Genomic DNA, 25,625 nt, shown 5'->3' on the forward strand with positions numbered 1-25,625 from the left:
CAATAATAGTGTTTTTTAATCATATTACTTGTTGTATGCCTATTTTGGCTTTTTTCACTGGTCGATGACAGTAATCAATACAATCTCTGTCATCTTGATAGGTTCAGAGAGGAAACGCGATGAGCAAGTCTACTGAAATGTTAAGCGAAGTTAAAACAAATATTCTTTATGCTTCTATGAGCATAGATAATGAAAAAAGTGAAAAGCATCAAAAAGAGGACAGTGTCCGAATGCTTAAAGCCAGACGATCGATTGAAGATTATTTGGAAGAAAAGCGCCTACATAAATGTATTTCAAATGGCTGGGATATAAATTAGTCATTTTAAATTACGTTAAATAAGGGTTACCCAAGACGTGATGCATTCTCTCTATGCCACCTTGCTTACATGGTGGGTAACCCTTGCGCGCCTTTGTTTCTACTGAGATGTGTGTTACTGAGATGTGTGTTGATGCCCTTCGTCCAAATTTTGCCCTATCCTTACCGTCCGCACTCAGATAACAATCTCTCAAGGTAGCAGTGTTAGACTGCATCGAGTAATATATGCGCGAGATTTTTAATCACCTCACTATCATAATAAAAAAACGGTAAATAACCCTATTGGGGAGTCACCATGTTTGCACACATACCAGCTGCTCCAGCTGATCCAATTCTTGGCTTAAACGACGCTTATAATAACGATAACAACCCACATAAAATCAATTTAGGGGTGGGTGTTTACAAAGATGAGCAAGGCAACACACCTATTTTGCAATCGGTAAAACAAGCAGAAGAACGTTTATTAACAGAAGAATCAACCAAAAGCTATTTGAGCATTGAAGGAACTGAAACGTACAGACAATGCGTTCAAGCACTGCTGTTTGGTGAAGATCATCCTATTCTCGCTAAGAAATTGGCACATACGGCACATACACCCGGAGGAACTGGGGCGTTACGAGTAGCCGCTGAATTCATTAAGAAACACTTACCCGAAGCGACGGTTTGGGTGAGTAACCCGACGTGGGCTAACCATCAAGCTATTTTCCAATCTGTTGGTTTAGAAGTAGGCAGCTACGCCTACTACGATGCGGCGACCAAAAGTCTTGATTTTGAATCTTTATTGGCGAGCCTATCGCAAATTCCTGAAGGTGATGTCGTTCTCTTTCACGGCTGTTGCCACAATCCCACAGGTATCGATCCAACCAAAGAGCAATGGCAGCAATTAGCAAAATTATGCGGCAAGCAAGGATTCTTACCCTTATTCGATTTTGCGTATCAAGGCTTCGGTGTCGGTTTAGAGGAAGACGCTCAAGGACTACGTACCTTTACAGCACAAGTGCCTGAGATGCTAATTGCCAGTTCATTTTCAAAAAACTTCGGTTTATACAATGAACGTGTTGGCGCATTAACCATTGTTTGTGAAACCTCTGATCATGCCAATGCGGCCTTCACTCAAATTAAACGTGCCGCGAGAACAAACTATTCTAATCCACCAGCACACGGTGCTTCTATTGTGTCCGAAATTCTGTCAAACAAAGTACTACGTAGTTTGTGGGAAATGGAATTACAAAGTATGCGAACCCGTATACATGATATGCGAGGGCTCTTTGTTAGTACATTACGCTCAAAAGGTGTTGAACAAGACTTCTCCTTTATTTCAAAACAACAAGGCATGTTTTCTTTTTCAGGCTTAAACCCTGAACAGGTATCTCAATTAAGAAAACAATTTGGTATTTATATTGTTGGCTCTGGACGTATCAACGTTGCAGGCATGACACATGAAAATATGGATCCTTTATGTTCAGCTATTGCGGAAATACTCAACCAGAGTTAGTCTGAATAAGTATCACTATTTTTATCAGAGGGGTAGATCGTTGATTTATCTCTCTAATTTCAAAATACTAATTTATTGAGAGCGAAGAATGTCAGCCACATTAATTTATTGTTATGACCCTATGTGTAGCTGGTGCTGGGGCTTTAAACCAACATGGACAGCACTGCAAAAAGCGCTGCAGCCAATGATTGAATCGAAAGAAATTTTAATCGATTACATGCTGGGAGGCTTAGCCGTTGATTCAAATGAACCAATGCCAATGCCTATGCAAACCATGTTACATGGCACTTGGGAGCGCATTTCAGATCAATTAGGAACCGAATTTAACTTTAATTTTTGGACGGAATGTCAACCAAGACGTTCAACTTATCCGGCATGCAGAGCCTGTTTTGTTGCAAGAGATCAAAACCTTGAGGCAGAAATGGTACTCGCTATACAAGAAGCCTATTATCTCAAAGCAAAGAACCCTTCGGATGTAGACACATTGAGTGATTGTGCTGAACACATTGGACTGAACCCAATTGAGTTTCAAAAAGCCATGCAACATACAAAAGACCAAGGTTTATTAGAAAAAGAGATCAGCAGTGCTCGTAGCTTAGGGCTGAACTCATTTCCATCTCTAGCGGTGTTAAAAGGCGACAAATTAACCCATATCCAAATTGATTATAAAGACCCAATGACTATGCTAAACAATATTAAAGCGGCGATACAACCCACACCCAGATAAGCCGTATCGTCACCCAGAGCCACTCTTTTTCAACGCCGTATAGTCCAAACAAGTAAGTTAACCAAAGTCATGATTAATAAGATCTAACATAGGGTTATAAACAGGCTCTATTTTTTCTTTTGACGATTCGGTCGTGGTGTTATCACTTTCTTTTTGTAACACGTCTTTTTGAATATCATCTGCAGGAGCCGCTAACGCTTGTTCAGGGGTTTCTTCTTCAGGTAAAACTGCGTTTTCCATAGAGTCTTGATGCAGCTCGAACCCTCTAACGCCTTCGATTAACCACAAGAGCGTTTTATCTACCTCATTACAGCTCACATTGACGCCTAGCCATTCACCTGCATCTGGCTCATAAAAGACTCTCTCTCCTAATAACAAACCGGCCTTAGCATCCACGTCGGTAAATAATGTTTGCAGAGCCTTGATTAAGGACGAATCGAATTGCAACCAGAGGAAATGTCCTCCTTTTGCTGGCATCAAGCTTACTCTATCTGTAAATTCAGCCTCTAATAGCGCTTTTATACTTTCTGACTTCCGCCAAATGGCACGAGTGAAACGATTCAATTTACGAGTAATGTTTTTTCCTAACCCGTAAGACAGTGCGGCTTGCACATTCAATGCAGGCGTCAAGTTAGACACAAAAAGGGCGTCTTTGCAGGCTGCAAACTGACTTCCTAAAAGTGACCACGCCACATCATTACCATAGGAATCAAAATGCTCAAATGCACCAATATAAAAAATACGCCCCTGAGTATCTAACGATTTATAGGTCATCGGGAACTTACCTTTATAGCTTAAGTAAGACACCATATCCCATTCAATCGCCAGCACATTCATTTCATCAAGTAGAGCAATACAGCGACGTAGGCTTAAATTGCTAATTAATTGGCCTGCAGGTAAAGCGAATTGCCCAGGTAAAACGACTAAATCAATTTTCTGTTCCTCGATACATTTTCTTACTAGATCTAAATCAACACCGTGGTCACCAGACGCAATAACAACCGGAATTCTACCAAGTGACAATACTGTTTGTGTAAGCCTATGATCACAAGGGGTTATAACCAGTACCTTATCTTGTCTCTGGGTTAATAGTTGAATCGCTTGAGTAAACATACCTAAGGCGCTATTACCCAGCCACAATGAATCCGAGTTTCCCTGAATTCCCAGCAAATGAAGATAATCTATCACCCCTTCTCGAGTGTCTCTTTCTCCTGGTCCAGTGCTCTTCTGTCCATTCGCAGTGAGAGTAAATAGATCCGCTTGCATTAAAGGTGGAAATTGACCCGTTAAAGACATCTGATCCTGCATTTTTGCCCGCATCGAAAGAGAAAATAACGTTGATAATGTTTGATAATTTTCCCCAAGTATAGGAATCGCAGTGCGCATTTTTGAGCGATGACGAACAAAGTATCCCGACTTCGGTCTAGACTCTATCCAACCATCTTTTGCGAGCAGTTCATAACCATGTATCGCCGTATTTAGACTGACGCCCTGCTCCTTTGCTACCGAACGCAATGACGGCATTTTATCACCCGCTGCCAAGGTCCCCTTTGTCAGTTGCTCTTGAAACCAATCGATTAGGCTTTGATAAAGAAACTCTGCCACAGTGTGTACCTTTTCATGCTATGAATTATATTTCTGTAACTAATAATGGTATTGAATCATAGAATTACCAAGCAAAATAAAAAATAAATAGCAAAAGTCTGCTTTTTTAAAGACTTAAGGTACAATTATAGTCACTAGGAGCAGTTAGCATGAGTCTATTTATGGCGTTTGATCCTCACACTATTCGACAAGAATTTTCTATTTTGCAGCAGCCTGCGTACGAGCATGAGCTTACGTACTTAGATAATGCCGCCACCACCCAAAAGCCTAATGTCGTCCTAGAACGTATTCTTGGGTATTACCAAACAGCCAATGCTAACGTTCATCGAGGAGCGCACTTTCTCAGTGACAGAGCCACCTCACAGTTTGAACACGCTCGCCAAACCGTATCTCGCTTTATTCAAACGCCTGAAGGCGGTCAAATCATTTGGACCAAAGGTACGACAGAAGCCATTAATATGGTGGCTTACGGTATAGAGCACTTAATAGACCCCGGCGATGAAATACTGATATCGAGCCTTGAACATCATGCAAACTTAGTGCCTTGGCAACAGCTGTCGTTTCGCACTGGGGCTCGATTAAGAGTGATTCCGTTTACGTCTGACGGAACATGGCAGGCTGAATACGCGAATTACTTTTCCGATAGAACCAAAGTGGTAGCCTGCACCCAAGTATCAAATGCCATTGGCGTACAATTACCTGTCAAAGAAGTGATTCAACACGCTAAAAACGTCGGGGCCCTGTCATTAATCGATGGCGCTCAAGCCATTGCTCATTACCCTATTGATGTCAGTGAACTGGATTGTGACTTCTTTGTTTTTTCTGGTCACAAAATGTATGGCCCAACAGGGATAGGCGTGCTTTATGGTAAAACAGATGCTTTAGAAAGTTTATTACCTTACCAGACAGGTGGAGAGATGGTGCTGCATGTCACCTATCAAGCCACTGAATTTAATACTCTTCCATTTAGACTCGAGGCTGGAACACCAAATATTGAAGGCGCCCTAGGGTTAGCGGCCGCCTGCGATTTTTTGCAACAGCAAAACCAAGAAGCCATGCTGCAATGGGAACAATCCCTAGCCGAAAAAGCCTACTCCATACTAGAGAATACCAGTGAGATTGAAATTTTTTCCCCAAAAAAGAACTCAACTTTGATTTCGCTGGCGGTAAAAAACATACACATTATGGATTTAAACGGTTACTTAGACAGTAAGGGCATCGCCGTTCGAGGAGGCAGTCATTGCGCGCACCCTTTGATGGCTCAATTAGGTGTATCAGGCACGTTAAGAGCATCGTTCGCTTGTTATAACACCATGCAAGAAGCGGAACACTTTGCTCATTCATTATTAGAAGCCATAGAGCTTTTATCAGAGGATTAAGCGCCACAATGCAAACTCAATCACACCTAGACATAACGTCTCAATTAGGTTCTTGCAGGAGTAAAGAAGAGACGTTCAAATCCCTAGTTTCCCTAAGTAAAACCTTACCCAGATTACAAACAGCAGAAAAAAATGATCACAATAAGATCAAAGGTTGTGAAAGCGCAGTATGGCTCATTATAGAAGAAGGTAATGGCATTCGTTACTTTAAAGCCGACAGCGACGCCAAACTAATGAGAGGCGTCTTAGCCGCTTTATTAAGCTTAGTACAAGGCAAAAGCGTTCAAGAGATACAGAATATGGATTTAAAAAGGGAGCTGGCGGAACTTAACCTATCCAGTTACCTTACTAGCTCAAGAACCAACGGGGTATTAGCGATACTAGACAAAATTTCTGGCCGATAGCATCAGGGTCACTTTCTCATAACAGCACAATCGTTGTTAAATTCAATCATCGACTGGGCAACATTACGAATGGTTTCTGTCAGGCTATACAAAGATTTATGTTGGCGAGTATTCGTCGGATACGCTAAACCATAAGGGTAAAAAATGGCGGGATCAAAAGGTCGAATGACCACATCATTTCCTTTCCAAACACGAGCGGCAAAAGGTTCCAGCACTCCAACAGCCATACCCGCTGCAATCATGGCATAACCTGTGTGGGATGTATCAATCATAATATTCTGTTTTATAAGAGATTTTACGGAGCTCAAAGCTCCGCCTAATTCGCTCCAGTAAATCGGAGAATTATCAACCACAGTTAACACAGATTCGCCTATCAAATCCTGTGCCGTAATGACTTCCTTTTTAGCAAGAGGATGATCAGATCTGGCCGCAAAAACAAAACGAGCATTGCCTATAAACTCCCTCTCAATACCTATCAATTGAGGCAGTTCTAAGCCAATCGCTAAATCCACCGAGTTAGTTTGCAACTTCATAACAAGCTCTGACATAGAATCAGTATGTATCGTCACACGTTCATCAGGAAAATATTTTTTATGCTCTTGCAACGCCAATGGTAACAAAGTGCTTGCGATGGCCGAGGTGCTGGCAATTTTAATCTCACTGGGCGTTCGAGTACGTATTTTTGCCGCCACGGACTCCAGTTTTTCTAAACCTAAAAAACTCTCTTCCACAGAGCGGAAAAATTCAGCCGCCTCATGAGTTGGGTATAAACGACCTTTACGACGATCAAACAAAGAAAAACCCAATGAATACTCTAGATCGCTCAATAAACGACTTACAGCAGGTTGAGAAACGTGCATTTCTGTCGCGGCGGCGGCGGTTGTTCCTCTTAGCATGATGTAACGAAAAGCCTCTATTTGCCTGAATTTCATACAGATAATCTCCTACTAAATAACATTTAGTTATCAACTATACGATAATATAAGTGGAAGTCATCGAATTAAATTAACATTATTGAAATAGGCAAAAAATAAGAACTTTTAAGCGATGGGATTTTTTTATAACAAACGCTTAATTAAACGGGCTTCGATTAGATTACAGTGCCTGTAACCAAACGCATCTTGATAGTAAGGATTATTTAGTGACAGACATTGCATCCTCCCCAATACTGACAGTCGAAAATCTTTCTGTGGAATTCGGTCATTCTCGCGTTATCGATAATCTCAATTTTTCAGTTATAGCGGGTCGAACACTTGCCATTGTTGGGGAATCAGGTTCAGGTAAATCCGTCACATCGCAGTCGATCATGCGACTCGCTGAAAGTGCAGGTGCTAGCTATCCATCAGGGCGCATTTTATTCTCCGGCGAACAAGGAGAAGTAGACCTACTGTCCCAGTCTCAAGAAGCCATGCGTTCGATTCGTGGTCAAGATATTGCCATGATTTTCCAAGAACCAATGACATCGCTTAACCCCGTTTTCACTATCGGTGACCAGATTTCGGAGTCTCTTTCTTTACACAAAAAATTAACTAAATCCGCAGCGCTCGATGAAAGCATGAAACTGTTAAAAATGGTTCGGCTACCAGATGCAGAAGATATGCTCAATCGCTACCCTCATCAGCTATCAGGCGGAATGAGACAAAGAGTCATGATAGCGATGGCCTTGGCCTGCCGTCCAAAGGTTCTTATTGCCGATGAGCCAACCACAGCATTAGACGTAACGATTCAAGCTCAAATTTTAACCATATTGAATGACCTTCAAAAAGAATTAAATATGGCCGTGATTTTTATCACTCACGATATGGGCGTTGTTGCCGAAATAGCCGACGACGTTGTGGTTATGTGGAAGGGTAAAAAAGTTGAACAGGGTCCTGTTAAAGAATTATTCGCACACCCTCAACACCCCTACACAAAAGCATTATTAGCCGCCGTTCCAAAACTGGGAAGTATGGCTGGAGAACCCTTCCCTAAGCGCTTTCCTATCACCGTAATGGATGGTGAAAGCACCCGCTTAGTCGGTGAAGAGAAAAGCCAAGCGACCGCTTGTTATGATAAAAGCCCTTTATTATCAGTACGAAACCTTGTCACTCGTTTCGATAGCAAAAAAAGCTTTTGGGGTCGTGTCACCCACAGAGTGCATGCCGTTGAAAATGTCAGCTTTGATATATATCACGGTGAAACACTGGCTCTTGTGGGTGAATCTGGCTCCGGTAAATCCACTATTGGTAGAACCATTCAACAATTACAGCAAGCAACGAGTGGCGAAATTAGCTTTGAGGGCAATCCTTTTTCCGATATGAGTAAAGCGGATAAACAGAGATTGCGTCAGGAAATTCAGTATATTTTTCAAGACCCTTTAGCTTCTTTAGACCCTAGAAAAACCATTGGATTCTCTATTTCTGAGCCAATAAAAACCCATAATTTAATTCGTGGTGAACACAAAATTCAGCAAAGAGTACATGAGTTATTAGAACGTGTTGGGTTAAGTGCTGAACATGCCGATCGCTATCCACATCAGTTTTCAGGTGGGCAACGTCAACGAATCTGTATCGCTAGAGCATTGGCATCTAATCCTAAATTAATTATTGCGGATGAAGCTTTATCCGCTTTAGATGTTTCTATTCAAGCCCAAATTATTAATCTCTTCATGGAGCTTCAAGAAGAACATGGCATTGCTTACTTATTTATTAGCCATGACATGGCTGTCGTTGAGAAAATGAGTCACCGAGTGGCTGTTTTGTACCTAGGTCAAGTCGCCGAACTAGGAACTCGTCAACAAGTTCTAGAAACACCATCCCACCCTTATACACAACGTTTACTAAGTGCGGTGCCAATTGCTGACCCAACGATTACCCGTAATCTTGGTCGACTAAGTGGAGAGATCCCTAGCCCTGTACGCCGTGTAGGAAATGAGCCCTGTATTGTTCCGCATCGAGAAATCGCTCCGGGACATTTTGTCGCAGATGCACCATAAGAAGAATAATTTTCACAACGATCACAAAAGAACGGAGAGTTGAAAGATGAACAAAAAAAACACCTTCAAAACAGCCTTAAAAACCTTTGCTGTAACCAGTAGTTTGGCCATGGCAAGCTTTAGCTTTGCTAGCACATTAACCGTCTCTTCCCCACAAGACCCTGGCAGTTGGGATCCTATTGATACTTTTTTGGTCAATTGGGCCGCTGTTGCCACTAATATGTACGATGGTTTGACCTATCGAGGTCCAGATTTAAAGTTACAACCAGGTTTGGCTACATCATGGGAGCCGTTAGATGAAGGTAAACGCATTCGCTTTACTTTACGAGAAGGCGTGACATTTCATAACGGTGAAGCATTTAACTCAGCGTCAGTAAAATTTACCTTTGATCGCTTAATGGGTGATGAAGGAAGAAAAGGCCCTCAACGATCTAACTATTCAGCCATAGATACCGTTGAAATTATTGATGATTACACGATCGACTTTCATTTAAAGGCGGCCGACCCCGTCTTGCTAACAAAGCTCGCTGGTTACGGCGCCATGATAGTGCCACCAAAATACATTCAGGAAAATGGTGAAGACTTCTTCAATACTCACCCAATGGGAACCGGTCCATTCAAATTTTCTTCTTATGAACCAAAAGTCGGAATTAAGCTAGAAGCATTTGGCAATCATTGGGGCGGAGCGCCAAAACTGACCAATCTTAATTATCGTTTTATTAGCGAGCCATCTACTGCCGTTGCAGAGCTTCAGTCTGGACGTGTCGACTTAGTCATTCCACCAACGATTCCAATAGGAATGATTACCACCATAGAAAAAGACCCAAACCTAACGATAGCCACAACGATCAGTCCAACGGTTTATGCTTTACGTTTCAATACCAGAGATGGCATCACCAAAGATGAACGTGTTCGTAAGGCGTTAATTTATGGCGTGGATCGCCAAGCCATTATAGATTCTATTTTAGGTGGACAAGCGGCACCTATTGCAAGCTTCCAAAGTGCTATTTCATTTGGCGAAGACCCTACCATGAAGCCGTTACCTTATGATCCGAGCAAAGCCATGCAGCTATTAAAAGCAGCAGGAATCCAGCCAGGAACCAAATTGCAAATAGATATTCGTGGTAATAACGCGACTTTTAATGAAGTATCTCAAGCCGTTGCAAGTTACCTACAAGTTATTGGCTTAAATGCGACCATCAAACCTTATGAAACCAATGTTTTATTAAATGACATTATCCCAGCGGGTAAAACGGGTGAGATGTTTCAACAATCCTGGGGAGGTTGGACGCTTGATTATGATAATACGGCTTACTTCATGTATCACACTGGAGAAAAGTGGAATCCATATGACAGCGATCCAGAGTTAGATGCATTGCTTGAGTCTCAACGCGCCATTACAGATAGAGATAAACGCGAAGAAATTTTGAAAAGTATTGCAAACTACACATCAAATCGTGCTTTAGAAATGCCTCTATATAACTTAAATGCCATTTTTGGTGTATCTAAAAGAGTTAAAAATTTCACGCCTGTACCTGATAGCCGCTTACGTTTAACAGATGTAACGGTTGAATAGGTCTATGTTCTAACTTTACTCAAATAAACCGCATTGCTCTATTCATTAGCTCTTTTATCAATAGAGCAATGCTAACTTTTTTGAAAGGCTATCTTTTTAAAGGAAAAAGTCATGGCGAACTTTTTAATAAAACGATTTCTGCAAGCTATTTTCGTACTGCTGGCAGTAACTTTAATCGTGGCTTTTGCAATACGTCTAACAGGGGATCCAGCCCTTATGCTGACTCAAGGAGCCGGCAGTGTTACCGAAGCGGACCTCATGATGATTCGTGAAGCATTAGGTATTAATAAACCCTTTTTCATTCAATATTATGAATTTTTAAAAGGCTTATTCGTTTTTGACTTTGGCCGTAGTTTTATGGGCGGAACACCCGTTGCTGACTTGATCAGTAAATCATTGCCAGCCACATTAATGTTGGCCGCATCCGTCATGTTTGTTTCTATCGTTATCTCCATTCCTTTAGGTATAAAAGCCGCGGTATCAAAGGGAAAATGGGGCGATCAAACCATCAGAATCCTCTCTCTAATTGGCTTATCCTTTCCCAATTTTTGGCTCGCTCTCATGTTGGTTTTAGTCTTTTCAATTGGACTTCAGTGGCTTCCACCAAGCGGCATGGACGGTTTCACTAGCTTCTTAATGCCCGCCTTTACCATGGCCATCATTCTAACGGCAACCAATGTTCGACTCGTCCGCTCTTCCATGCTGGAAACGTTACAGGCGCAATACATTATGGTAGCGAGAGCAAAAGGCTTGAGTGAAAACACCGTTCTGTATAAGCACGCATTACGAAACTGCGCCATCCCTCTTATTACCTACTTCGGTTTGCAATTTGGCGGGCTATTAGGGGGGATTGTTGTTATTGAACGTGTTTTCAATTGGCCAGGACTTGGCACTCTTGCTTTCGATGCCGTCAGTGGCCGTGATTACCCAGTACTACAAGCCGTTATTACCATTCTATCCATGCTTATTGTTGGCGTTAACCTCTTGGTTGATATTGCCTATGGCTTGATCGATCCACGCATTCGTACGGAGTAATAAGATGTCAGCGAATCGTTTTAGTGTAAATCTATCTAATTATAAGAGCCTTGAATTTATTCTTGGCGCTTTATTAACTGGCGGCATTTGCTTCTTAGTCGTCTTTTCCGATTTTTTATTTCAAGGAGCCGATAAAATTAATTTGTCCGCTCGTTTATTAGAGCCTTTTACTCATCCAGATCACTTCTTTGGAACAGACCCCCTTGGGCGAGATATTATTGCAAGAGTGGTTGCTGGCGGCAAAGTATCACTTCAAGTCGGGTTTTTATCGGTTGCTGGGGCGGTTGTCCTAGGTGTCATTATGGGGCTTATTTCTGGTTACTATCGTGGTTTCTGGGACGTCATTGTAATGCGGTTTGCCGATGTGCAATTAGCCATGCCATTTATTTTATTAGCCATTACTTTTATTGCTATTGTTGGAGGTGGATTAGCGAATATGATTTTTTTGTTGATCATTTCTCAATGGGTACAGTATGCAAGATTAGTTCGAGGGTCAGTACTGTCACTACGTGATCGTGAATTTATCCAATCCGCAGAGGTCATCGGAGTCAGCCATTTTAATATCCTCTTCCGTCATCTTTTACCAAATTTAATTGGGCCTGTTATTGTGCTTACAACACTTAATGTCGCCAATAATATTTTACTAGAAAGTAGCTTAACGTTTCTCGGTCTTGGCGTTGATCCATTAACTCCAAGCTGGGGTGGTATGTTAGCAGACGGACGCACTTATATTCAAAACGCTTGGTGGGTGAGTGTCTTTCCTGGATTAGCAATACTGTTAACCGTTCTGGGTTTAAACCTATTGGGTGACTGGCTTCGCGATAGCCTTGATCCTACAGGTAGGACAGCACGATGAGCCATATTTTTTCGACGACCATCGAACCAACAATACAGCAATTAATTGAGCAGTTTGGCAAAATAGACTATCAAGAACACCTAATAGAGGCGTGGGTATTTGGCGATAAAGCGCATCGTCAAATGGCTGAAGCCACTCTGTTAAAACAAGGAGTCAAAGCCAAATTACGCAGTGCTTATAAGCCCTTATTGCACTTTTTTATGGAAGATATCGACTTAGTCACTAATCAGATTAGTCGCATAGAAGTCCATTATCCGTTACATCCCGAAGCATCAGAAAAACGCTTTCTACTGGAAACCTACCCTCTTTCTGCTTTGCTTGGTAACGCTCAGGTTTATTACATTGCGAATACGCAAGCAACAGACTTTTACAATGTCATTCTCCGTTCAGAATCCGGAATCCAGACTCAATATAAAGTGTTTGCACCTAATAATCTCCATCTTGACCTGATTAAACAATCTCACCTATCCCCAACGGGTTGGCTGAAAGTCACTAATCCAGAAGGAAAAGTCACTCATAACGAACGACTGCTAACGGATTATGAGACCCTTTTTAGTCTAGGTATGGGCGCTATTTCTGAGCATTCATGGAAAGACACTGAACCTTACTTCGAAGAACTGAATATCAACGTTACCTTGCCTTGGCAAGATCAGCCTCTACCCTATAAGCACGAAGTACTCAGCCTGAGTGAAGCCCTACATGAAGACTTTTATTTTTCGATACAAGAATGGTTTAAGGTAAAAGCGGGGCATAACCCTAATGATCGCGAAGGCCAGCCAGGGCAAATCGTTCCAGAAATCCATTATCGAGATGATGCTAGTTTACGTATTACGATAGAAACCCGCTGTTATCAGACTCAAAACAGCCAAGGGAAACAAATCCTCGAATTTGCCAACTCCCCTCTGAGTATGGTTCAGGTTCAAACAGAGTTAGCAACCATTAGCGGGGCTCTATTTAATGCAAAAACGGTTACTGGAAGAACCATTAACGCGTGTTATCACCAAGGAGCAGACTTTCCTGTAATGATCAGCGGAGGACAACATGCAAATGAAACAACAGGCGTTATTGGAACCTTACGTGCCGCTCAACTATTACAGCAAAAGCAAGGTAGTCACTTTACTATTTCTCCTCTTGAAAACCCAGATGGCTATGCTCTGCATCAGCGGCTCATCTCAGATAACCCCCATCATATGCATCATGCGGCTCGATACACGGCATTAGGCGATGATTTAGAATACCGCTCTACAGAACCCTTCTATGAAAAAGACATTCGCTATCAAGCAAGAGCCATCAGCCAAGCGGATTTACATATCAACTTGCACGGTTATCCATCTCATGAATGGACTCGCCCTCTCTCAGGTTATGTGCCTAGAGGTTTTGACATGTGGACCATTCCCAAAGGTTTTTTCTTGATTTTACGTCACAGTGAAGAAGAGAAGTGGTCTCAATACGCGGAAGATTTCATCCATCTAGTGACCCAAAAGTTGATCAAAATCCCAGGGGTAATGGCGTTTAACAAAGAACAAATCGAGCTTTATCAGTTACATGCTGGGGAAGCAAATTTCCGTATTATCAATGGTTTTCCTTGCTTAATCTCACATGGAAAACCTGGGGACATCCCGATACAACTCATCACTGAATACCCAGATGAGACCCTTTACGGTAAACATTTTATCACTGGGCATAATGTTCAAACAGAGACAGTTCTGGCGGCTTATGAAGCACATCAAGTTTTGTCAGCACATTTAACACCTTACTACTTACCGCAGTAGAATATACTTTTAGGAATATGAAATTCTACTGCCACATCCCTTACCTCATTAATCGGCCAATTTTGTCAGTTTTTCTAACACTCGCCCTGCCGCTACTAGGCCGAAGGTAGCGGTGACGACGGTACTTGACCCAAAGCCTGAATCACAACCAAGTTTGGTGTCAGCACCCCAGTCAGGACGTTGTAGACTAATGCTTCCATCTTCATGCTGATATCTCAGCTGCTCCGTAGAGTACACACACTCAATTTCAAAGCGCCGCTTGGTATTCTTCGGAAAATTATTATGGCGTCTTAAAAAGTTCCTTAACTTAGCGGCCAATGGATCCCTTTCTGTACGGGATAAATCGGCAATTTGAACTTTTGTCGGGTCAATTTGACCGCCAGCACCACCGATCGTAATAATTTTAACTTTATTCCGACGGCACCATGAGACCATCGCGGCTTTGGGTTTTAGACTGTCGATTGCATCGATCACATAATCGTATTGATTGTTGAGCAATTCAGCGACATTCTCTGGTGTCACAAAATCTTCAACAAGGTGCACTTGGCAATCAGGATTAATCAACTTAATACGTTCCGCCATCACATCTACCTTTGCTTTACCAACGTTGCCATCTAAAGCGTGTATCTGACGATTGGTATTGGTAATACAAACATCATCCATATCAATCAATGTAATCTGACCGATTCCCGAGCGCGCCAACGCTTCTGCAGCCCAAGCTCCCACTCCGCCTATACCAACAACACAGACATGTGCTTGAGTAAAATATTCATACGCTTTGATTCCATATAAACGTCTGATTCCACCAAAACGTTGCTCTTCTGACACTTAACACACCCCAAACATAAATCTAGTACTCAGTTAATTAAAATGGTTTGTTTAAAGTAAAAATCGCATCTTTAAACTAACTTGATTAAAATCATAGGCTAGTGAATTCAAACAGTTTTGCTTCTAGGCAATCCCACCCATAAAAAGGTTTTAAACGGTATGATTCAACAAGCATTTGAACAACTTGGCTTAACACCACGAGAAACCCAATTGTACCAAACCTTATTGCAACTTGGTCATGCCTCTATTCGGGATATAGCAGAAAAAAGCGGTATCAATCGAGGCGCCGCCTACGAATCGCTTAAACAATTACAAGTAAAGGGGATTGTGAGCTATTTTCCGAAAGGCAAACGCCGCTTTTTCTCAGCAGAAAGTCCAGATATTCTTTTAAGACTAGCGGAAGAAAAACAACAACGATTAGAGAAAACCATAGAATCTCTGAAAACAACGATTATTCCCAGCCTACAACAACAACAGCCGGACTATAATCAAGCTAACGTTCGTTATTATGAAGGAGATGATGGTATTGAATGGGTACTAAGAGATATATTAGATGTGGTATCTCAACAAGAAAAAAAAGAATACTGTGTGTTTTCATCCAAACCAATACGGCCTTATTTGTACCGACCTTTTCCTACCTATACCAAGCATCGAGTGAAATTAGGCATTAATGTAAAAGTTATTGCTATCGGAGATGGTGGTGAAGAGGCTGAATTATCACAACGTAAATGGATTAAAACAGATGGCGCGGTAGATGCCAGCTACATTGCTATTTACCCACCTAAATGCGCCATTATTTCTTTGGCTAATAATAACTTCCCTTCTGCTGTTGTGCTTGAGTCAAAAGACATAGCCAAAGCCCAACAAATCATTTTTGATACTTTATGGAAACTGTTGTAAGCAAGGTTCACTCCTAGAACCATAAAAAAACCACCTAGGCTTTCACAAAGGTGGTTTTTTGGACTCGCAACGTTTAGAGAATTACTTATGACGTAATTGACTAATTGTACGTAAACGAGCAACAGCTTCAGCAAGTTCAGCCGATGCACGAGAAAAATCAATATCTGAGTTTTGTTGACTCAATAATTCTTCTGCATGTTTTTTAGCTTCTAGTGAAGCCGCTTCGTCCAGATCATGAGCACGAATAGCGGTATCTGCCAAAACAGTAATACGATGTGGTTGCACTTCTAGGAAACCACCCGACACGAAGATAATCTCTTCTTCACCATTTTGTTTAACCACGCGAACAGGGCCTGGAATCAGTGGAGTCAATAATGGCGCATGCCCAGGTTTAATACCTAGGTCACCAAAACTACCGGCTGCCACAAGAGTCTCTACCGATCCAGAGAAAATCTCTTGCTCAGCGCTTACGATATCGCAGTGTACTGTGATAGCCATAAGATGCCTCTCTTGTTCAGGCTTAACCGAAACTCATTTTAATGGGTTTCGGTTATGCATGGTTAAAGTTTTTTAGCTTTCTCAACGGCTTCGTCGATGCTGCCAATCATGTAGAACGCTTGCTCTGGTAAGTCATCAAACTCACCATCTAAGATGCCTTTAAAGCCACGAATAGTATCTTTCAAAGAAACATACTTACCAGGCGCACCTGTAAATACTTCCGCTACGAAGAAAGGCTGAGACAAGAAACGCTGGATTTTACGAGAACGGTTAACCGTCTGCTTATCTTCTTCAGATAACTCGTCCATACCCAAAATTGCGATGATGTCTTTCAATTCTTTATAACGTTGCAATACCGTCTGTACACCACGAGCGACATCGTAATGTTCTTGACCGATTACAAGAGGATCCAACTGACGTGACGTACTGTCTAGAGGATCAATCGCAGGGTAGATACCCAAAGCAGCGATATCACGAGACAATACAACTGTTGCATCCAAGTGAGAGAAAGTGGTTGCTGGAGATGGATCTGTCAAGTCATCCGCCGGTACGTATACCGCTTGGATAGATGTGATCGAACCCGTCTTAGTAGACGTGATACGCTCTTGAAGAACACCCATTTCTTCAGCTAGAGTTGGCTGGTAACCTACAGCAGAAGGCATACGACCCAACAAGGCAGATACTTCCGTACCCGCCAAAGTATAACGATAGATGTTATCTACGAAGAACAATACGTCACGACCTTCGTCACGGAATTTCTCCGCCATCGTCAAACCAGTCAAAGCAACACGTAAACGGTTACCTGGTGGCTCATTCATCTGTCCGTATACGAGAGATACTTTATCGATTACGTTCGAATCCGTCATCTCATGGTAGAAATCGTTACCCTCACGAGTACGTTCACCAACACCAGCGAATACAGAGTAACCACTGTGTTCGATAGCGATGTTACGAATAAGTTCCATCATGTTTACAGTTTTACCAACACCGGCACCACCGAACAGACCAACTTTACCACCTTTTGCGAACGGACAAACAAGGTCAATTACCTTGATACCCGTTTCTAAAAGTTCATTACCAGAAGATTGCTCCGCGTAGCTTGGTGCTGAGCGGTGTATAGACCAGTTTTCTTCTGCGCCAATTGGACCTTTTTCGTCAATTGGGTTACCTAGAACGTCCATAATACGTCCTAGTGTTTTTGTACCTACGGGAACACTTACAGGATGATTCGTGTTGTCTACTACTAGACCACGTTTCATACCTTCTGTGGATCCCATTGCGATAGTACGTACGATACCATCACCAAGTTGCTGTTGAACTTCCAACACCAACTCTTTGCCCTCGATTGTTAGGGCATCATATATCTTTGGCACACTGTCACGTGGAAATTCCACGTCAATGACCGCACCTATAATCTGTACGATTTGTCCGCTACTCATGTTCGGATCCTCTTAATACCAAAATACCTTAAACCGCTGCCGCGCCGCTTACAATCTCAGAAATTTCCTGAGTAATCGCAGCCTGACGAGCCTTGTTGTACACCAACTGTAGTTCATCGATGATATCACCAGCGTTATCTGTTGCGTTTTTCATAGCCAACATTCGAGCGGCTTGTTCACACGCAATATTTTCAACAACTGCTTGATATACTTGAGACTCGATGAAACGAACTAATAAACCATCAAGAATATCAATGGCTTCAGGTTCGTAGATATAATCCCAGTGGTGTTGTAATTGTTCATTCTCTTCTGCATTAAGCGGTAAAAGCTGCTCAACCGTTGGTTTCTGAGTCATAGTATTTACAAACTCGTTAGAAACCACATATAAACGATCAAGACGACCTTCATCAAATGCATCCAGCATAACCTTAACACTGCCAACTAGAACAGATGCTTCAGGCGCGTCACCTAAACCAGTAACCGCAGCTGCTACATTACCGCCGTAGTTTTTAAAGAATGACACAGCTTTACTTCCGATGGCACAGATATCAATCTCGATACCTTCATCAGAGTACTGCTTCATATCTCTTAATGCTGCTTTGAATATATTGACATTCAAACCACCACATAAACCACGATCAGATGAGACTATGATATAACCAACACGCTTCGCCTCACGATCGGTAAGGTAACGGTGTTTATACTCAGGATTAGCATTGGCCAAATGACCAATAACTTGGCGAATTCGCTCCGCATACGGACGAGAAGAAGCCATACGATCCTGAGCTTTACGCGTTTTACTTGCCGCTACTTTTTCCATAGCACGAGTAATTTTACGCGTATTGTTAATGCTCGCAATCTGTGTGCGTATCTCTTTTCCGACTGCCATAATGAACTGCCCTTGTGAGAATGTTAATTCACAAACAACAGAGATGGATTGGTGGCGTTTGGTTCTAAACCAACGCCACCAAAGCCATTACCAAGTTTGTGTCGCTTTAAACTTCTCGATTGCCGCTTTAAAAGTTGCTTCAATCTCGCCGTTATAATTACCAGTTTTGTTGATGTCAGCCATCAAATCTGCATGCTCGCTGTGCATATAGCCCAACAAAGACACTTCAAAACTGCCAATTTTGCTTGTTTCAACATCTGCAAGGTAGCCATCATTAGCAGCGTAAAGGATAACGCCCATGTCAGCGACAGGCATTGGACTAAACTGCTTTTGCTTCATCAGTTCAGTAACCTGCTTACCATGTTCAAGCTGCTTACGAGTTGCTTCATCAAGATCAGAAGCGAACTGAGCAAAGGCAGCCAATTCACGGTATTGCGCTAATGCTAGACGAATACCACCGCCTAGTTTTTTAACTATTTTAGTCTGAGCTGCACCACCAACACGAGATACCGAGATACCAGCGTTCATTGCAGGACGAATACCTGCGTTGAAAGCACTTGCTTCCAAGAAAATCTGGCCATCCGTAATCGAAATTACGTTAGTTGGTACGAACGCAGAAACGTCACCACCTTGAGTTTCGATGATAGGTAAAGCGGTCAAAGAACCTGTTTTACCTTTCACTTCACCTTTTGTGAATGCTTCTACATAATCTACGTTTACACGAGATGCACGCTCAAGAAGACGAGAGTGTAAATAGAATACATCACCAGGATACGCTTCACGACCTGGCGGACGACGTAATAGCAATGAAATTTGACGGTAAGCCCAAGCTTGTTTCGTCAAATCATCATATACGATCAACGCATCTTCACCGCGATCACGGAAGTATTCACCCATGGTACAGCCAGTGTATGGAGCTAAGAACAACATTGCAGCAGGGTCAGATGCACCCGCAGCAACTACTGTTGTATATTCCATTGCACCCGCTTCTTCTAATTTGCGAACTACGTTCGCAATAGTAGATTGTTTTTGACCAACAGCAACATAGATACACTTAATACCACTGTCTTTCTGAGCAATGATAGTATCAATAGCAAGTGCTGTTTTACCAATTTGGCGGTCACCGATAATCAACTCACGTTGACCACGACCTACAGGAACCATAGCATCTACGGCTTTATATCCTGTTTGAATTGGTTGATCTACTGATTGACGCTCAATTACACCAGGTGCAACTTTTTCAACGGCATCAGTAAGTTCTGCATTTATAGGACCTTTGCCATCGATTGGATTACCCAATGCGTCAACAACACGACCTAATAGTTCTGGACCAATTGGAACTTCCAAGATACGGCCAGTACATTTAACTTTTTGACCTTCTACAAGGTTTTGGTAGTTACCCAATACTACAGCACCTACGGAGTCACGCTCCAGGTTCAATGCCATACCATAGACACCACCAGGGAATTCAATCATTTCCCCGTACATTACGTCAGCTAGACCGTGAATCAACACGATACCGTCTGCTACGCTGACAATTGTGCCCTCATTTTGGGCATCAGAAGAAACATCAAGATTGTCAATACGCTTCTTAATGATCTCACTGATCTCAGATGGATTCAGTTGCTGCATGCTAAATTCCTCAACCCTGGTTTCGATTTTTTCAAAACACTAGGAGTTTATCGCCTCGGCCAGTTTCGCTAATTTACCGCGTACTGAACCGTCGATGATTAAGTCACCTGTTCGGATAACCACGCCACCAATTAGGCTTGCGTCTGTTTCACTGGATAGCTTGATCGTACGATCTAACTTCTTGCCTAGTGAAACGGCTAATGTATTTTCCTGCTCAGCTGTCAAAGGAAAAGCAGATGTAACGACAACGTCCACCGCTTTTTCACTTTGCAATCTGAATTCGTTAAACAACGTAGAAATAGCAGGCAATAATGACAAACGATCATTTTCTGCTAAGGTAAGCAAAAACGCTTTCCCTTCAGTTGTTGCAACTTCAGTACATACATTCGCTAGAGCACCTGCCTTTTCTTCCGCACTAAAAGAAGGGTTTGCCAGAGCCTGTGAAAATTTCTTATCGTTTGCTGAAAGAGCAAATACGCTTAGCATATTGTCCCATTCAACAACCAGATTTTTTTCACGTGCCACGTCAAACGCTGCTTTTGCATACGGGCGCGCGACTGTCTTTAATTCAGCCATTGGACCCTCGCTTAAAGCTCTGCTGCGAGTTTTTCAACTAGCTCGCTATGGGCTTTTTCGTCAACAATGGCTCCCAAAATTTTCTCAGCGCCAGTTACTGCAAGTAGAGAAACTTGAGAACGTAATGCTTCTTTAGCACGCATAACGTCTTGTTCAATCTCTGCCTGAGCGGCTGTACGCAAACGTTGACCTTCAGTCAATGCTTGCTCTTTCGCTTCATCAATAATTTGGTTTGCACGTTTGTTGGCTTGTTCAATAATCTCGGCTGCTTGAGCTTTGCTTTCCTTCAATGCTTGAGTAGCTTGTTCTTGTGCTAACTCAAGATCTCGTGAAGCACGGTTCGCTGCTTCTAAACCATCTGCAATTTTCTTGCTGCGCTCTTCTAGCGCAGCAATTACTGGTGGCCACACATATTTCATGCAGAACCAGACGAAAATGGCAAACGAAATAGCTTGGCCGAAGAGTGTGAGATTCAAATTCACGCTAATGTCCTCGCTCTAAGTCGTTTAAAAAAGTTTTTACGAAATATACGCAAGAACTTAGCCAGCAACCTGAGCAACGAATGGGTTAGCGAAAGTAAAGAACAACGCAATACCAACACCGATCATAGTTACGGCATCAAGAAGACCCGCTACGATGAACATTTTAACTTGCAGCATTGGAACCATCTCAGGTTGACGCGCAGCGCCTTCCAAAAATTTACCACCTAGCAGACCAAAACCAATCGCAGTACCTAAGGCACCTAGACCGATTAGAAGGGCTACAGCGATCGCAGTAAGACCAACTACAGTTTCCATTTTAACTCCTACATTTTCACAGTTTTAGATTCAAGGTTTATAAAAATTTTACTCAGTAACACAATTGCTTTTATTTAATAAACAATTAATGTTCTTCGTGAGCCATACTCAAGTAAACAATTGTTAGCATCATAAAGATAAATGCTTGCAATACAATTACTAGAATGTGGAAAATTGCCCAAGGAACTGAAAGTGCCCATTGTACCCAAAAAGGTAAAATAGCAATCAAGATAAAGATCAGCTCACCTGCATATAAGTTACCAAACAATCGAAGAGCTAGAGAGATTGGTTTCGCAATCAAGCCAACACCTTCTAAAAGCAAGTTAAACGGAATCATCCATTTACCAAATGGCTGCAACGTCAACTCACCGATAAAGCCACCAACACCTTTCACTTTAATGCTGTAATAGATAATTAAAGCGAAGACAGAGAATGCCATACCTAAGGTCGCATTCATATCAGTTGTTGGTACCACTTTCATGTATTCAATGCCCATCAAACCCGCTAGGGCAGGAAGGAAATCGACAGGTATTAAGTCCATGGTATTCATTAAGAATACCCAAACAAAAATAGTTAATGCTAATGGCGCAATAACTTTGCTTTTTCCATGGAAGGTTTCTTTAACGCTACCGTCAACAAACTCAACCATTAACTCTACAAAGTTTTGAATCCCAGTTGGTACACCTGCATGCGCTTTTTTCGCAGCTGATCTAAACAACCAAAGAAACAACACACCTAAAGCAATGGAGAACCCCATTGTATCTAAATGAATTGCCCAAAACCCCATTTCTGCTGCTTCTGCTGCACCATGTGCAATTCCCCAGCTACCATCAGGATGTTGACCAAAAGTCAAATTCTGTAGGTGATGCTGTATATATTCAGAAGCTGTTGGATTTTCACTAGCCATATACTATCCACGCCCTTTTAATGATAAAAACTGTTACCCACATCATAGATTCAATGTCGTATGAATGCTGGGGTGAGCCAATGGCTCAAAATCGCTAACCCGAAACCGCTAAAAAAAGCCCCTGCAACTAAGGGTTTTACCAAAATAAAAACTAAAGACAAAATAATGGAAGTCATTACCAACTTCCCCGCTTCACCTCGGTAAAAGGATTTCACTATCTCATTAGCAGGCCTGACACCTGCTTTGCCAAAGACTCTAAAGGCAAAATACAAGCTTGGTACAATACTCGATAAAGCCCCTAATAAAAAAGAATAGGAAACGATCAAATCTAAGCACAACCAAACTGTCATTGCAGCACAAAAAGCAAATAAAATTTGCGCAAAAAGAAATTGAAATACGGATTTCTTTTTCGCTGCAATCAACTCTTTTGAACTAAGAGGTTTATTACTTACCATAGATACCATTGCTCCAATAACTGTTAGGTAATTAAGCCTAACAGCCAAGTTTCATTTACAGCTTGGCAAATACTTAACCTAGAATTTTCTAAAATCCGACGCATTATAGGGGGAATAAGTCTTTCGTTCAACTTAAAGTGATTCAGGATTGGTCATATAATCCAAGAATTGCACCATAAACGACTTATTAACCTATATCGACTTTAATTCTTATTAAACCATTCATTTATTAGCAATTCTAAATGTTCAGGGTTGCGATAATCAATAATTAACTTTCCTTTACCTTTTGCTGTTGCTTGAATCTTAACATCGGTATTTAAACGCTGGCTTATTGTCGATTCATAGTCACTGTAACTCACCACGTTCGGTTTCTCATTTAATTGGTCTGGTTGTTGTAATGATTTAACCAGACGCTCAGTTTCCCGAACCGATAAACTTTTTGTAACGACTTGAGAGGCCGCTTGAATTTGTAAATCATGCTCCAAGGGTAACAGCGCTCGAGCATGACCCATTTCCAAATCACCATGCTCTAATAATCGCCGGACTTCAGTTGTTAACGTCAATAAACGTAATAAATTTGCCACTGAAGAACGAGATTTACCGACCGTATCCGCGACTTCTTGTTGAGTTAAATGAAACTCTTCAACTAAACGTTGTAAAGCAATCGCTTCTTCTACAGGATTGAGATCTTCGCGTTGAATGTTTTCTATTAAGGCAAGTACAATAGCATCACTGTCTTCTACGTGCCTAACAATAACGGGGACCTGTGTTAAATCCGCTAATTTAGCGGCTCGCCAACGTCTCTCACCCGCAATAATTTCGTAATTATTATGATCAATAGGTCGCACAACAATAGGTTGCATAATACCCTGTGTTCGAATAGAGGCCGCCAATTCATCCAATTGAGCCGGATTCATATCTCGACGAGGTTGAAACTTACCTTTATGAAGCCAATTCAATGGAAGATAAGTAAGACCCGTAACTTGCTCAGAGGAAGACGAAATTTCATCTAGGGTATCTGAGGAAGAGACTTTAGGCGCTAATAACGCATCTAACCCTCTGCCTAAGCCACGTTTTTTTATAGTCATGATATAAACCTTAAATTGATTTTCTAAATCATTGTGTAGGGAATGGACTTTATTTCGCTTTATTTTTACGAATAAACTCGGCGGCTAACGCTAAATAGGCCATTGCACCACGAGACTGTTTCTCATAATGTAATACAGGTACACCATAACTAGGCGCTTCTGCCAAACGAATGTTTCTTGGAATAACGGTGTCATAGACCTTGCTTTCGAAGTGTTTAACCAATTGCTGAGAAACATCGTGCGTTAAACTCGGACGAGGGTCATACATGGTTCTTAATATGCCTTCGATGACTAATGAGGGATTTAAGGATTCTGTAATTCTTTCGATGGTTTGTAACAACGCCGTTAACCCTTCTAATGCATAATATTCACATTGAACAGGAATCAAAACACCTTGAGCAGCGGACATGGCATTAATAGTCAACATATTCAATGATGGAGGACAATCAAGCAGAATATAATCGAATTCGTTGTCTACTTCATAAAGCGCAGCCCGTAAACGAGTTTCTTTACTTGGTAAATCTAATAAAACGATTTCAGCGCCGGTTAAATCAGAGTTTGCAGGGAGAATAGAATAACCAGCAGGATCCGTAGCCAGCATAACTTCTTTTACGCCATGAGTACCAATAAGTACATCGAAAACACTGGTAGTTAGCACGTCTTTTGAAATACCACTACCTGTAGTTGCATTACCTTGAGGGTCAAGATCAATAACCAATACCCGTCGCTTCATAGCCGTTAAAGAAGCCGCTAAGTTAACGCAAGTGGTCGTTTTACCGACGCCACCTTTTTGATTAGTAACGGCTATGATTTTTGCCATTATTTATTCCCTTTACGAACCATTCTAACTAAATGACGTTCGGCCTCAACATTCGTTACTTTTAACGGGAAGATGTCTTGAATTTCTACACCTTCGGGTAGTTGCTGAATTTCAGATTCAGGATAAACGCCTTTCATTGCCAAAAAATTACCTTTTTCATTCGGCAAAGGTAATGTCCAATTAATCATGTCCGTTAGGGACGCAAATGCTCTTGAGATGACATGGTCATAATGCCCCTGTAAAGCGTGCTTTTCCACACGCTCATTTAATACCGTAACATTTGTTATCCCTAATTCCATTTTAACTTGGGTGAGAAACCGTGTTTTTTTGCCATTACTATCGAGTAAGGTAAAGTTTTTTTCCGGCAAACAAATAGCCAAAACCATTCCAGGTAAACCAGGACCAGTCCCGACATCAATTACATCATTACCCTCTATGAAGGGCAAGGTTGCAAGACTGTCGAACAAATGCAGATTAATCATCTGTTCAGGATCTCGGATTGCCGTTAAGTTATACGCTTTATTCCATTTCTGAAGTAATTCAAGATAACGAACTAACGTTAAAATAACATCGTCAGACAGTTCAGCGCCCATTAAATGAGCGCCTTTTTTTAAAGTTTCGAAGTGTGTCACAATTGAATCCGTTGGTTAATCGCCA

Annotated in this window: 26 protein-coding genes; 11 read left to right on the forward strand and 15 right to left on the reverse strand. The window is 41.8% G+C overall.

What is annotated here, in order from left to right:
* Positions 1–119 precede the first annotated feature (119 nt).
* The 3 genes from IEZ33_RS19680 (at position 120) to IEZ33_RS19690 (ending at position 2,538) form a co-directional block, all read left to right on the forward strand.
* Positions 120–317 carry a PA3496 family putative envelope integrity protein gene (locus IEZ33_RS19680; RefSeq protein ID WP_191601671.1) on the forward strand — a complete coding sequence of 66 codons (198 nt, stop codon included), beginning with the start codon at positions 120–122 and terminating at the stop codon, positions 315–317.
* A 294-nt stretch (positions 318–611) separates the two neighbouring features.
* Positions 612–1,811: an amino acid aminotransferase gene (locus IEZ33_RS19685; RefSeq protein WP_191601672.1), complete on the forward strand. Its 1,200-nt coding sequence runs from the start codon at positions 612–614 to the stop codon at positions 1,809–1,811.
* 88 nt (positions 1,812–1,899) lie between these two features.
* Positions 1,900–2,538 carry a DsbA family protein gene (locus tag IEZ33_RS19690; RefSeq protein WP_191601673.1) on the forward strand — a complete coding sequence of 213 codons (639 nt, stop codon included), beginning with the start codon at positions 1,900–1,902 and terminating at the stop codon, positions 2,536–2,538.
* A gap of 57 nt (positions 2,539–2,595) precedes the next feature.
* Here IEZ33_RS19690 and IEZ33_RS19695 read toward each other — a convergent pair whose 3' ends face one another.
* Positions 2,596–4,143 carry a GntR family transcriptional regulator gene (locus tag IEZ33_RS19695; protein WP_191601674.1) on the reverse strand — a complete coding sequence of 516 codons (1,548 nt, stop codon included), beginning with the start codon at positions 4,141–4,143 and terminating at the stop codon, positions 2,596–2,598.
* Positions 4,144–4,292: 149 nt separating this feature from the next.
* On the opposite strand from IEZ33_RS19695, the gene IEZ33_RS19700 reads away from it, so the two are divergent.
* Together IEZ33_RS19700 and IEZ33_RS19705 are read left to right on the forward strand one after the other, a co-directional pair.
* Positions 4,293–5,522 carry an aminotransferase class V-fold PLP-dependent enzyme gene (locus tag IEZ33_RS19700; RefSeq protein WP_240009583.1) on the forward strand — a complete coding sequence of 410 codons (1,230 nt, stop codon included), beginning with the start codon at positions 4,293–4,295 and terminating at the stop codon, positions 5,520–5,522.
* An 8-nt stretch (positions 5,523–5,530) separates the two neighbouring features.
* Positions 5,531–5,926 (forward strand): SufE family protein, encoded by a 396-nt coding sequence (locus tag IEZ33_RS19705; RefSeq protein WP_191601675.1) that lies wholly within the window; start codon positions 5,531–5,533, stop codon positions 5,924–5,926.
* An 8-nt stretch (positions 5,927–5,934) separates the two neighbouring features.
* Here IEZ33_RS19705 and IEZ33_RS19710 read toward each other — a convergent pair whose 3' ends face one another.
* Positions 5,935–6,858, reverse strand: a complete 924-nt coding sequence (locus IEZ33_RS19710) for a LysR family transcriptional regulator (RefSeq protein ID WP_191601676.1) — start codon at positions 6,856–6,858, stop codon at positions 5,935–5,937.
* A gap of 218 nt (positions 6,859–7,076) precedes the next feature.
* Between IEZ33_RS19710 and IEZ33_RS19715 the strand changes: the two genes are divergently transcribed.
* The 5 genes from IEZ33_RS19715 to IEZ33_RS19735 all read left to right on the forward strand — a co-directional run bounded on the left by IEZ33_RS19715 (position 7,077) and on the right by IEZ33_RS19735 (position 14,139).
* On the forward strand, positions 7,077–8,900 hold the full coding sequence (locus IEZ33_RS19715) for an ABC transporter ATP-binding protein (protein ID WP_206696977.1): 1,824 nt from the start codon (positions 7,077–7,079) through the stop codon (positions 8,898–8,900).
* A gap of 46 nt (positions 8,901–8,946) precedes the next feature.
* Complete coding sequence (locus IEZ33_RS19720) at positions 8,947–10,476, forward strand: ABC transporter substrate-binding protein (RefSeq protein WP_191601678.1); 1,530 nt, start codon at positions 8,947–8,949, stop codon at positions 10,474–10,476.
* A 111-nt stretch (positions 10,477–10,587) separates the two neighbouring features.
* A complete protein-coding gene (locus tag IEZ33_RS19725) occupies positions 10,588–11,511 on the forward strand; it encodes an ABC transporter permease (protein ID WP_191601679.1) in 924 nt (307 codons plus the stop codon).
* 4 nt (positions 11,512–11,515) lie between these two features.
* Complete coding sequence (locus IEZ33_RS19730) at positions 11,516–12,367, forward strand: ABC transporter permease (RefSeq protein WP_191601680.1); 852 nt, start codon at positions 11,516–11,518, stop codon at positions 12,365–12,367.
* A complete protein-coding gene (locus IEZ33_RS19735; RefSeq protein WP_191601681.1) occupies positions 12,364–14,139 on the forward strand; it encodes a M14 family metallopeptidase in 1,776 nt (591 codons plus the stop codon). The genes IEZ33_RS19730 and IEZ33_RS19735 overlap by 4 nt, the downstream gene beginning before the upstream one ends.
* 48 nt (positions 14,140–14,187) lie before the next feature.
* Here the strand turns inward: IEZ33_RS19735 and tcdA are convergent, their stop codons facing one another.
* Positions 14,188–14,967 carry a tRNA cyclic N6-threonylcarbamoyladenosine(37) synthase TcdA gene (gene tcdA, locus IEZ33_RS19740; protein ID WP_191601682.1) on the reverse strand — a complete coding sequence of 260 codons (780 nt, stop codon included), beginning with the start codon at positions 14,965–14,967 and terminating at the stop codon, positions 14,188–14,190.
* 159 nt (positions 14,968–15,126) lie between these two features.
* On the opposite strand from tcdA, the gene IEZ33_RS19745 reads away from it, so the two are divergent.
* Positions 15,127–15,867, forward strand: a complete 741-nt coding sequence (locus tag IEZ33_RS19745; RefSeq protein ID WP_191601683.1) for a TrmB family transcriptional regulator — start codon at positions 15,127–15,129, stop codon at positions 15,865–15,867.
* Between the two features lie 81 nt (positions 15,868–15,948).
* Here the strand turns inward: IEZ33_RS19745 and IEZ33_RS19750 are convergent, their stop codons facing one another.
* From IEZ33_RS19750 to rsmG, 12 genes are all read right to left on the reverse strand, one after another.
* Positions 15,949–16,365 carry a F0F1 ATP synthase subunit epsilon gene (locus IEZ33_RS19750; RefSeq protein WP_191601684.1) on the reverse strand — a complete coding sequence of 139 codons (417 nt, stop codon included), beginning with the start codon at positions 16,363–16,365 and terminating at the stop codon, positions 15,949–15,951.
* Between the two features lie 62 nt (positions 16,366–16,427).
* Positions 16,428–17,804 (reverse strand): F0F1 ATP synthase subunit beta, encoded by a 1,377-nt coding sequence (gene atpD, locus IEZ33_RS19755; RefSeq protein WP_191601685.1) that lies wholly within the window; start codon positions 17,802–17,804, stop codon positions 16,428–16,430.
* A gap of 28 nt (positions 17,805–17,832) precedes the next feature.
* Positions 17,833–18,693 (reverse strand): F0F1 ATP synthase subunit gamma, encoded by an 861-nt coding sequence (gene atpG, locus IEZ33_RS19760; RefSeq protein WP_191601686.1) that lies wholly within the window; start codon positions 18,691–18,693, stop codon positions 17,833–17,835.
* Positions 18,694–18,780: 87 nt separating this feature from the next.
* Entirely contained in the window at positions 18,781–20,325 is a 1,545-nt protein-coding gene (atpA, locus tag IEZ33_RS19765; RefSeq protein ID WP_191601687.1) for a F0F1 ATP synthase subunit alpha, read from the reverse strand.
* A 39-nt stretch (positions 20,326–20,364) separates the two neighbouring features.
* Entirely contained in the window at positions 20,365–20,901 is a 537-nt protein-coding gene (locus tag IEZ33_RS19770) for a F0F1 ATP synthase subunit delta (RefSeq protein ID WP_191601688.1), read from the reverse strand.
* A gap of 11 nt (positions 20,902–20,912) precedes the next feature.
* Positions 20,913–21,383 carry a F0F1 ATP synthase subunit B gene (locus IEZ33_RS19775; protein ID WP_191601689.1) on the reverse strand — a complete coding sequence of 157 codons (471 nt, stop codon included), beginning with the start codon at positions 21,381–21,383 and terminating at the stop codon, positions 20,913–20,915.
* 57 nt (positions 21,384–21,440) lie between these two features.
* Positions 21,441–21,698, reverse strand: a complete 258-nt coding sequence (gene atpE, locus IEZ33_RS19780) for a F0F1 ATP synthase subunit C (protein WP_009834415.1) — start codon at positions 21,696–21,698, stop codon at positions 21,441–21,443.
* An 85-nt stretch (positions 21,699–21,783) separates the two neighbouring features.
* Positions 21,784–22,605, reverse strand: a complete 822-nt coding sequence (gene atpB, locus IEZ33_RS19785) for a F0F1 ATP synthase subunit A (RefSeq protein WP_191601690.1) — start codon at positions 22,603–22,605, stop codon at positions 21,784–21,786.
* Between the two features lie 50 nt (positions 22,606–22,655).
* Positions 22,656–23,060, reverse strand: coding sequence for an ATP synthase subunit I (locus IEZ33_RS19790; RefSeq protein WP_191601691.1), 405 nt, complete (start codon positions 23,058–23,060; stop codon positions 22,656–22,658).
* 203 nt (positions 23,061–23,263) lie between these two features.
* Positions 23,264–24,148, reverse strand: coding sequence for a ParB/RepB/Spo0J family partition protein (locus IEZ33_RS19795; RefSeq protein ID WP_191601692.1), 885 nt, complete (start codon positions 24,146–24,148; stop codon positions 23,264–23,266).
* A gap of 49 nt (positions 24,149–24,197) precedes the next feature.
* Positions 24,198–24,968 (reverse strand): ParA family protein, encoded by a 771-nt coding sequence (locus IEZ33_RS19800; protein WP_191601693.1) that lies wholly within the window; start codon positions 24,966–24,968, stop codon positions 24,198–24,200.
* Positions 24,968–25,600, reverse strand: coding sequence for a 16S rRNA (guanine(527)-N(7))-methyltransferase RsmG (gene rsmG, locus IEZ33_RS19805; protein WP_191601694.1), 633 nt, complete (start codon positions 25,598–25,600; stop codon positions 24,968–24,970). The genes IEZ33_RS19800 and rsmG overlap by 1 nt, the downstream gene beginning before the upstream one ends.
* Positions 25,601–25,625: the final 25 nt, after the last annotated feature.

The organism is Marinomonas algicola (genome assembly GCF_014805825.1).
Taxonomy (GTDB): Bacteria; Pseudomonadota; Gammaproteobacteria; order Pseudomonadales; family Marinomonadaceae; genus Marinomonas; species Marinomonas algicola.

Bases quoted from the DNA above. Each gene is read 5' to 3' on its own strand.
- IEZ33_RS19730 (WP_191601680.1), top strand. From the start codon at position 11,516: ATGTCAGCGAATCGTTTTAGTGTAAATCTATCTAATTATAAGAGCCTT.
- atpB (WP_191601690.1), bottom strand. From the start codon at position 22,605: ATGGCTAGTGAAAATCCAACAGCTTCTGAATATATACAGCATCACCTA.
- IEZ33_RS19800 (WP_191601693.1), bottom strand. From the start codon at position 24,968: ATGGCAAAAATCATAGCCGTTACTAATCAAAAAGGTGGCGTCGGTAAA.
- IEZ33_RS19790 (WP_191601691.1), bottom strand. From the start codon at position 23,060: ATGGTAAGTAATAAACCTCTTAGTTCAAAAGAGTTGATTGCAGCGAAA.
- IEZ33_RS19680 (WP_191601671.1), top strand. From the start codon at position 120: ATGAGCAAGTCTACTGAAATGTTAAGCGAAGTTAAAACAAATATTCTT.
- IEZ33_RS19690 (WP_191601673.1), top strand. From the start codon at position 1,900: ATGTCAGCCACATTAATTTATTGTTATGACCCTATGTGTAGCTGGTGC.
- IEZ33_RS19685 (WP_191601672.1), top strand. From the start codon at position 612: ATGTTTGCACACATACCAGCTGCTCCAGCTGATCCAATTCTTGGCTTA.
- IEZ33_RS19700 (WP_240009583.1), top strand. From the start codon at position 4,293: ATGAGTCTATTTATGGCGTTTGATCCTCACACTATTCGACAAGAATTT.
- IEZ33_RS19750 (WP_191601684.1), bottom strand. From the start codon at position 16,365: ATGGCTATCACAGTACACTGCGATATCGTAAGCGCTGAGCAAGAGATT.
- atpD (WP_191601685.1), bottom strand. From the start codon at position 17,804: ATGAGTAGCGGACAAATCGTACAGATTATAGGTGCGGTCATTGACGTG.
- IEZ33_RS19720 (WP_191601678.1), top strand. From the start codon at position 8,947: ATGAACAAAAAAAACACCTTCAAAACAGCCTTAAAAACCTTTGCTGTA.
- atpA (WP_191601687.1), bottom strand. From the start codon at position 20,325: ATGCAGCAACTGAATCCATCTGAGATCAGTGAGATCATTAAGAAGCGT.
- IEZ33_RS19795 (WP_191601692.1), bottom strand. From the start codon at position 24,148: ATGACTATAAAAAAACGTGGCTTAGGCAGAGGGTTAGATGCGTTATTA.
- IEZ33_RS19735 (WP_191601681.1), top strand. From the start codon at position 12,364: ATGAGCCATATTTTTTCGACGACCATCGAACCAACAATACAGCAATTA.
- IEZ33_RS19745 (WP_191601683.1), top strand. From the start codon at position 15,127: ATGATTCAACAAGCATTTGAACAACTTGGCTTAACACCACGAGAAACC.
- IEZ33_RS19710 (WP_191601676.1), bottom strand. From the start codon at position 6,858: ATGAAATTCAGGCAAATAGAGGCTTTTCGTTACATCATGCTAAGAGGA.
- IEZ33_RS19770 (WP_191601688.1), bottom strand. From the start codon at position 20,901: ATGGCTGAATTAAAGACAGTCGCGCGCCCGTATGCAAAAGCAGCGTTT.
- atpG (WP_191601686.1), bottom strand. From the start codon at position 18,693: ATGGCAGTCGGAAAAGAGATACGCACACAGATTGCGAGCATTAACAAT.
- atpE (WP_009834415.1), bottom strand. From the start codon at position 21,698: ATGGAAACTGTAGTTGGTCTTACTGCGATCGCTGTAGCCCTTCTAATC.
- IEZ33_RS19725 (WP_191601679.1), top strand. From the start codon at position 10,588: ATGGCGAACTTTTTAATAAAACGATTTCTGCAAGCTATTTTCGTACTG.
- IEZ33_RS19705 (WP_191601675.1), top strand. From the start codon at position 5,531: ATGCAAACTCAATCACACCTAGACATAACGTCTCAATTAGGTTCTTGC.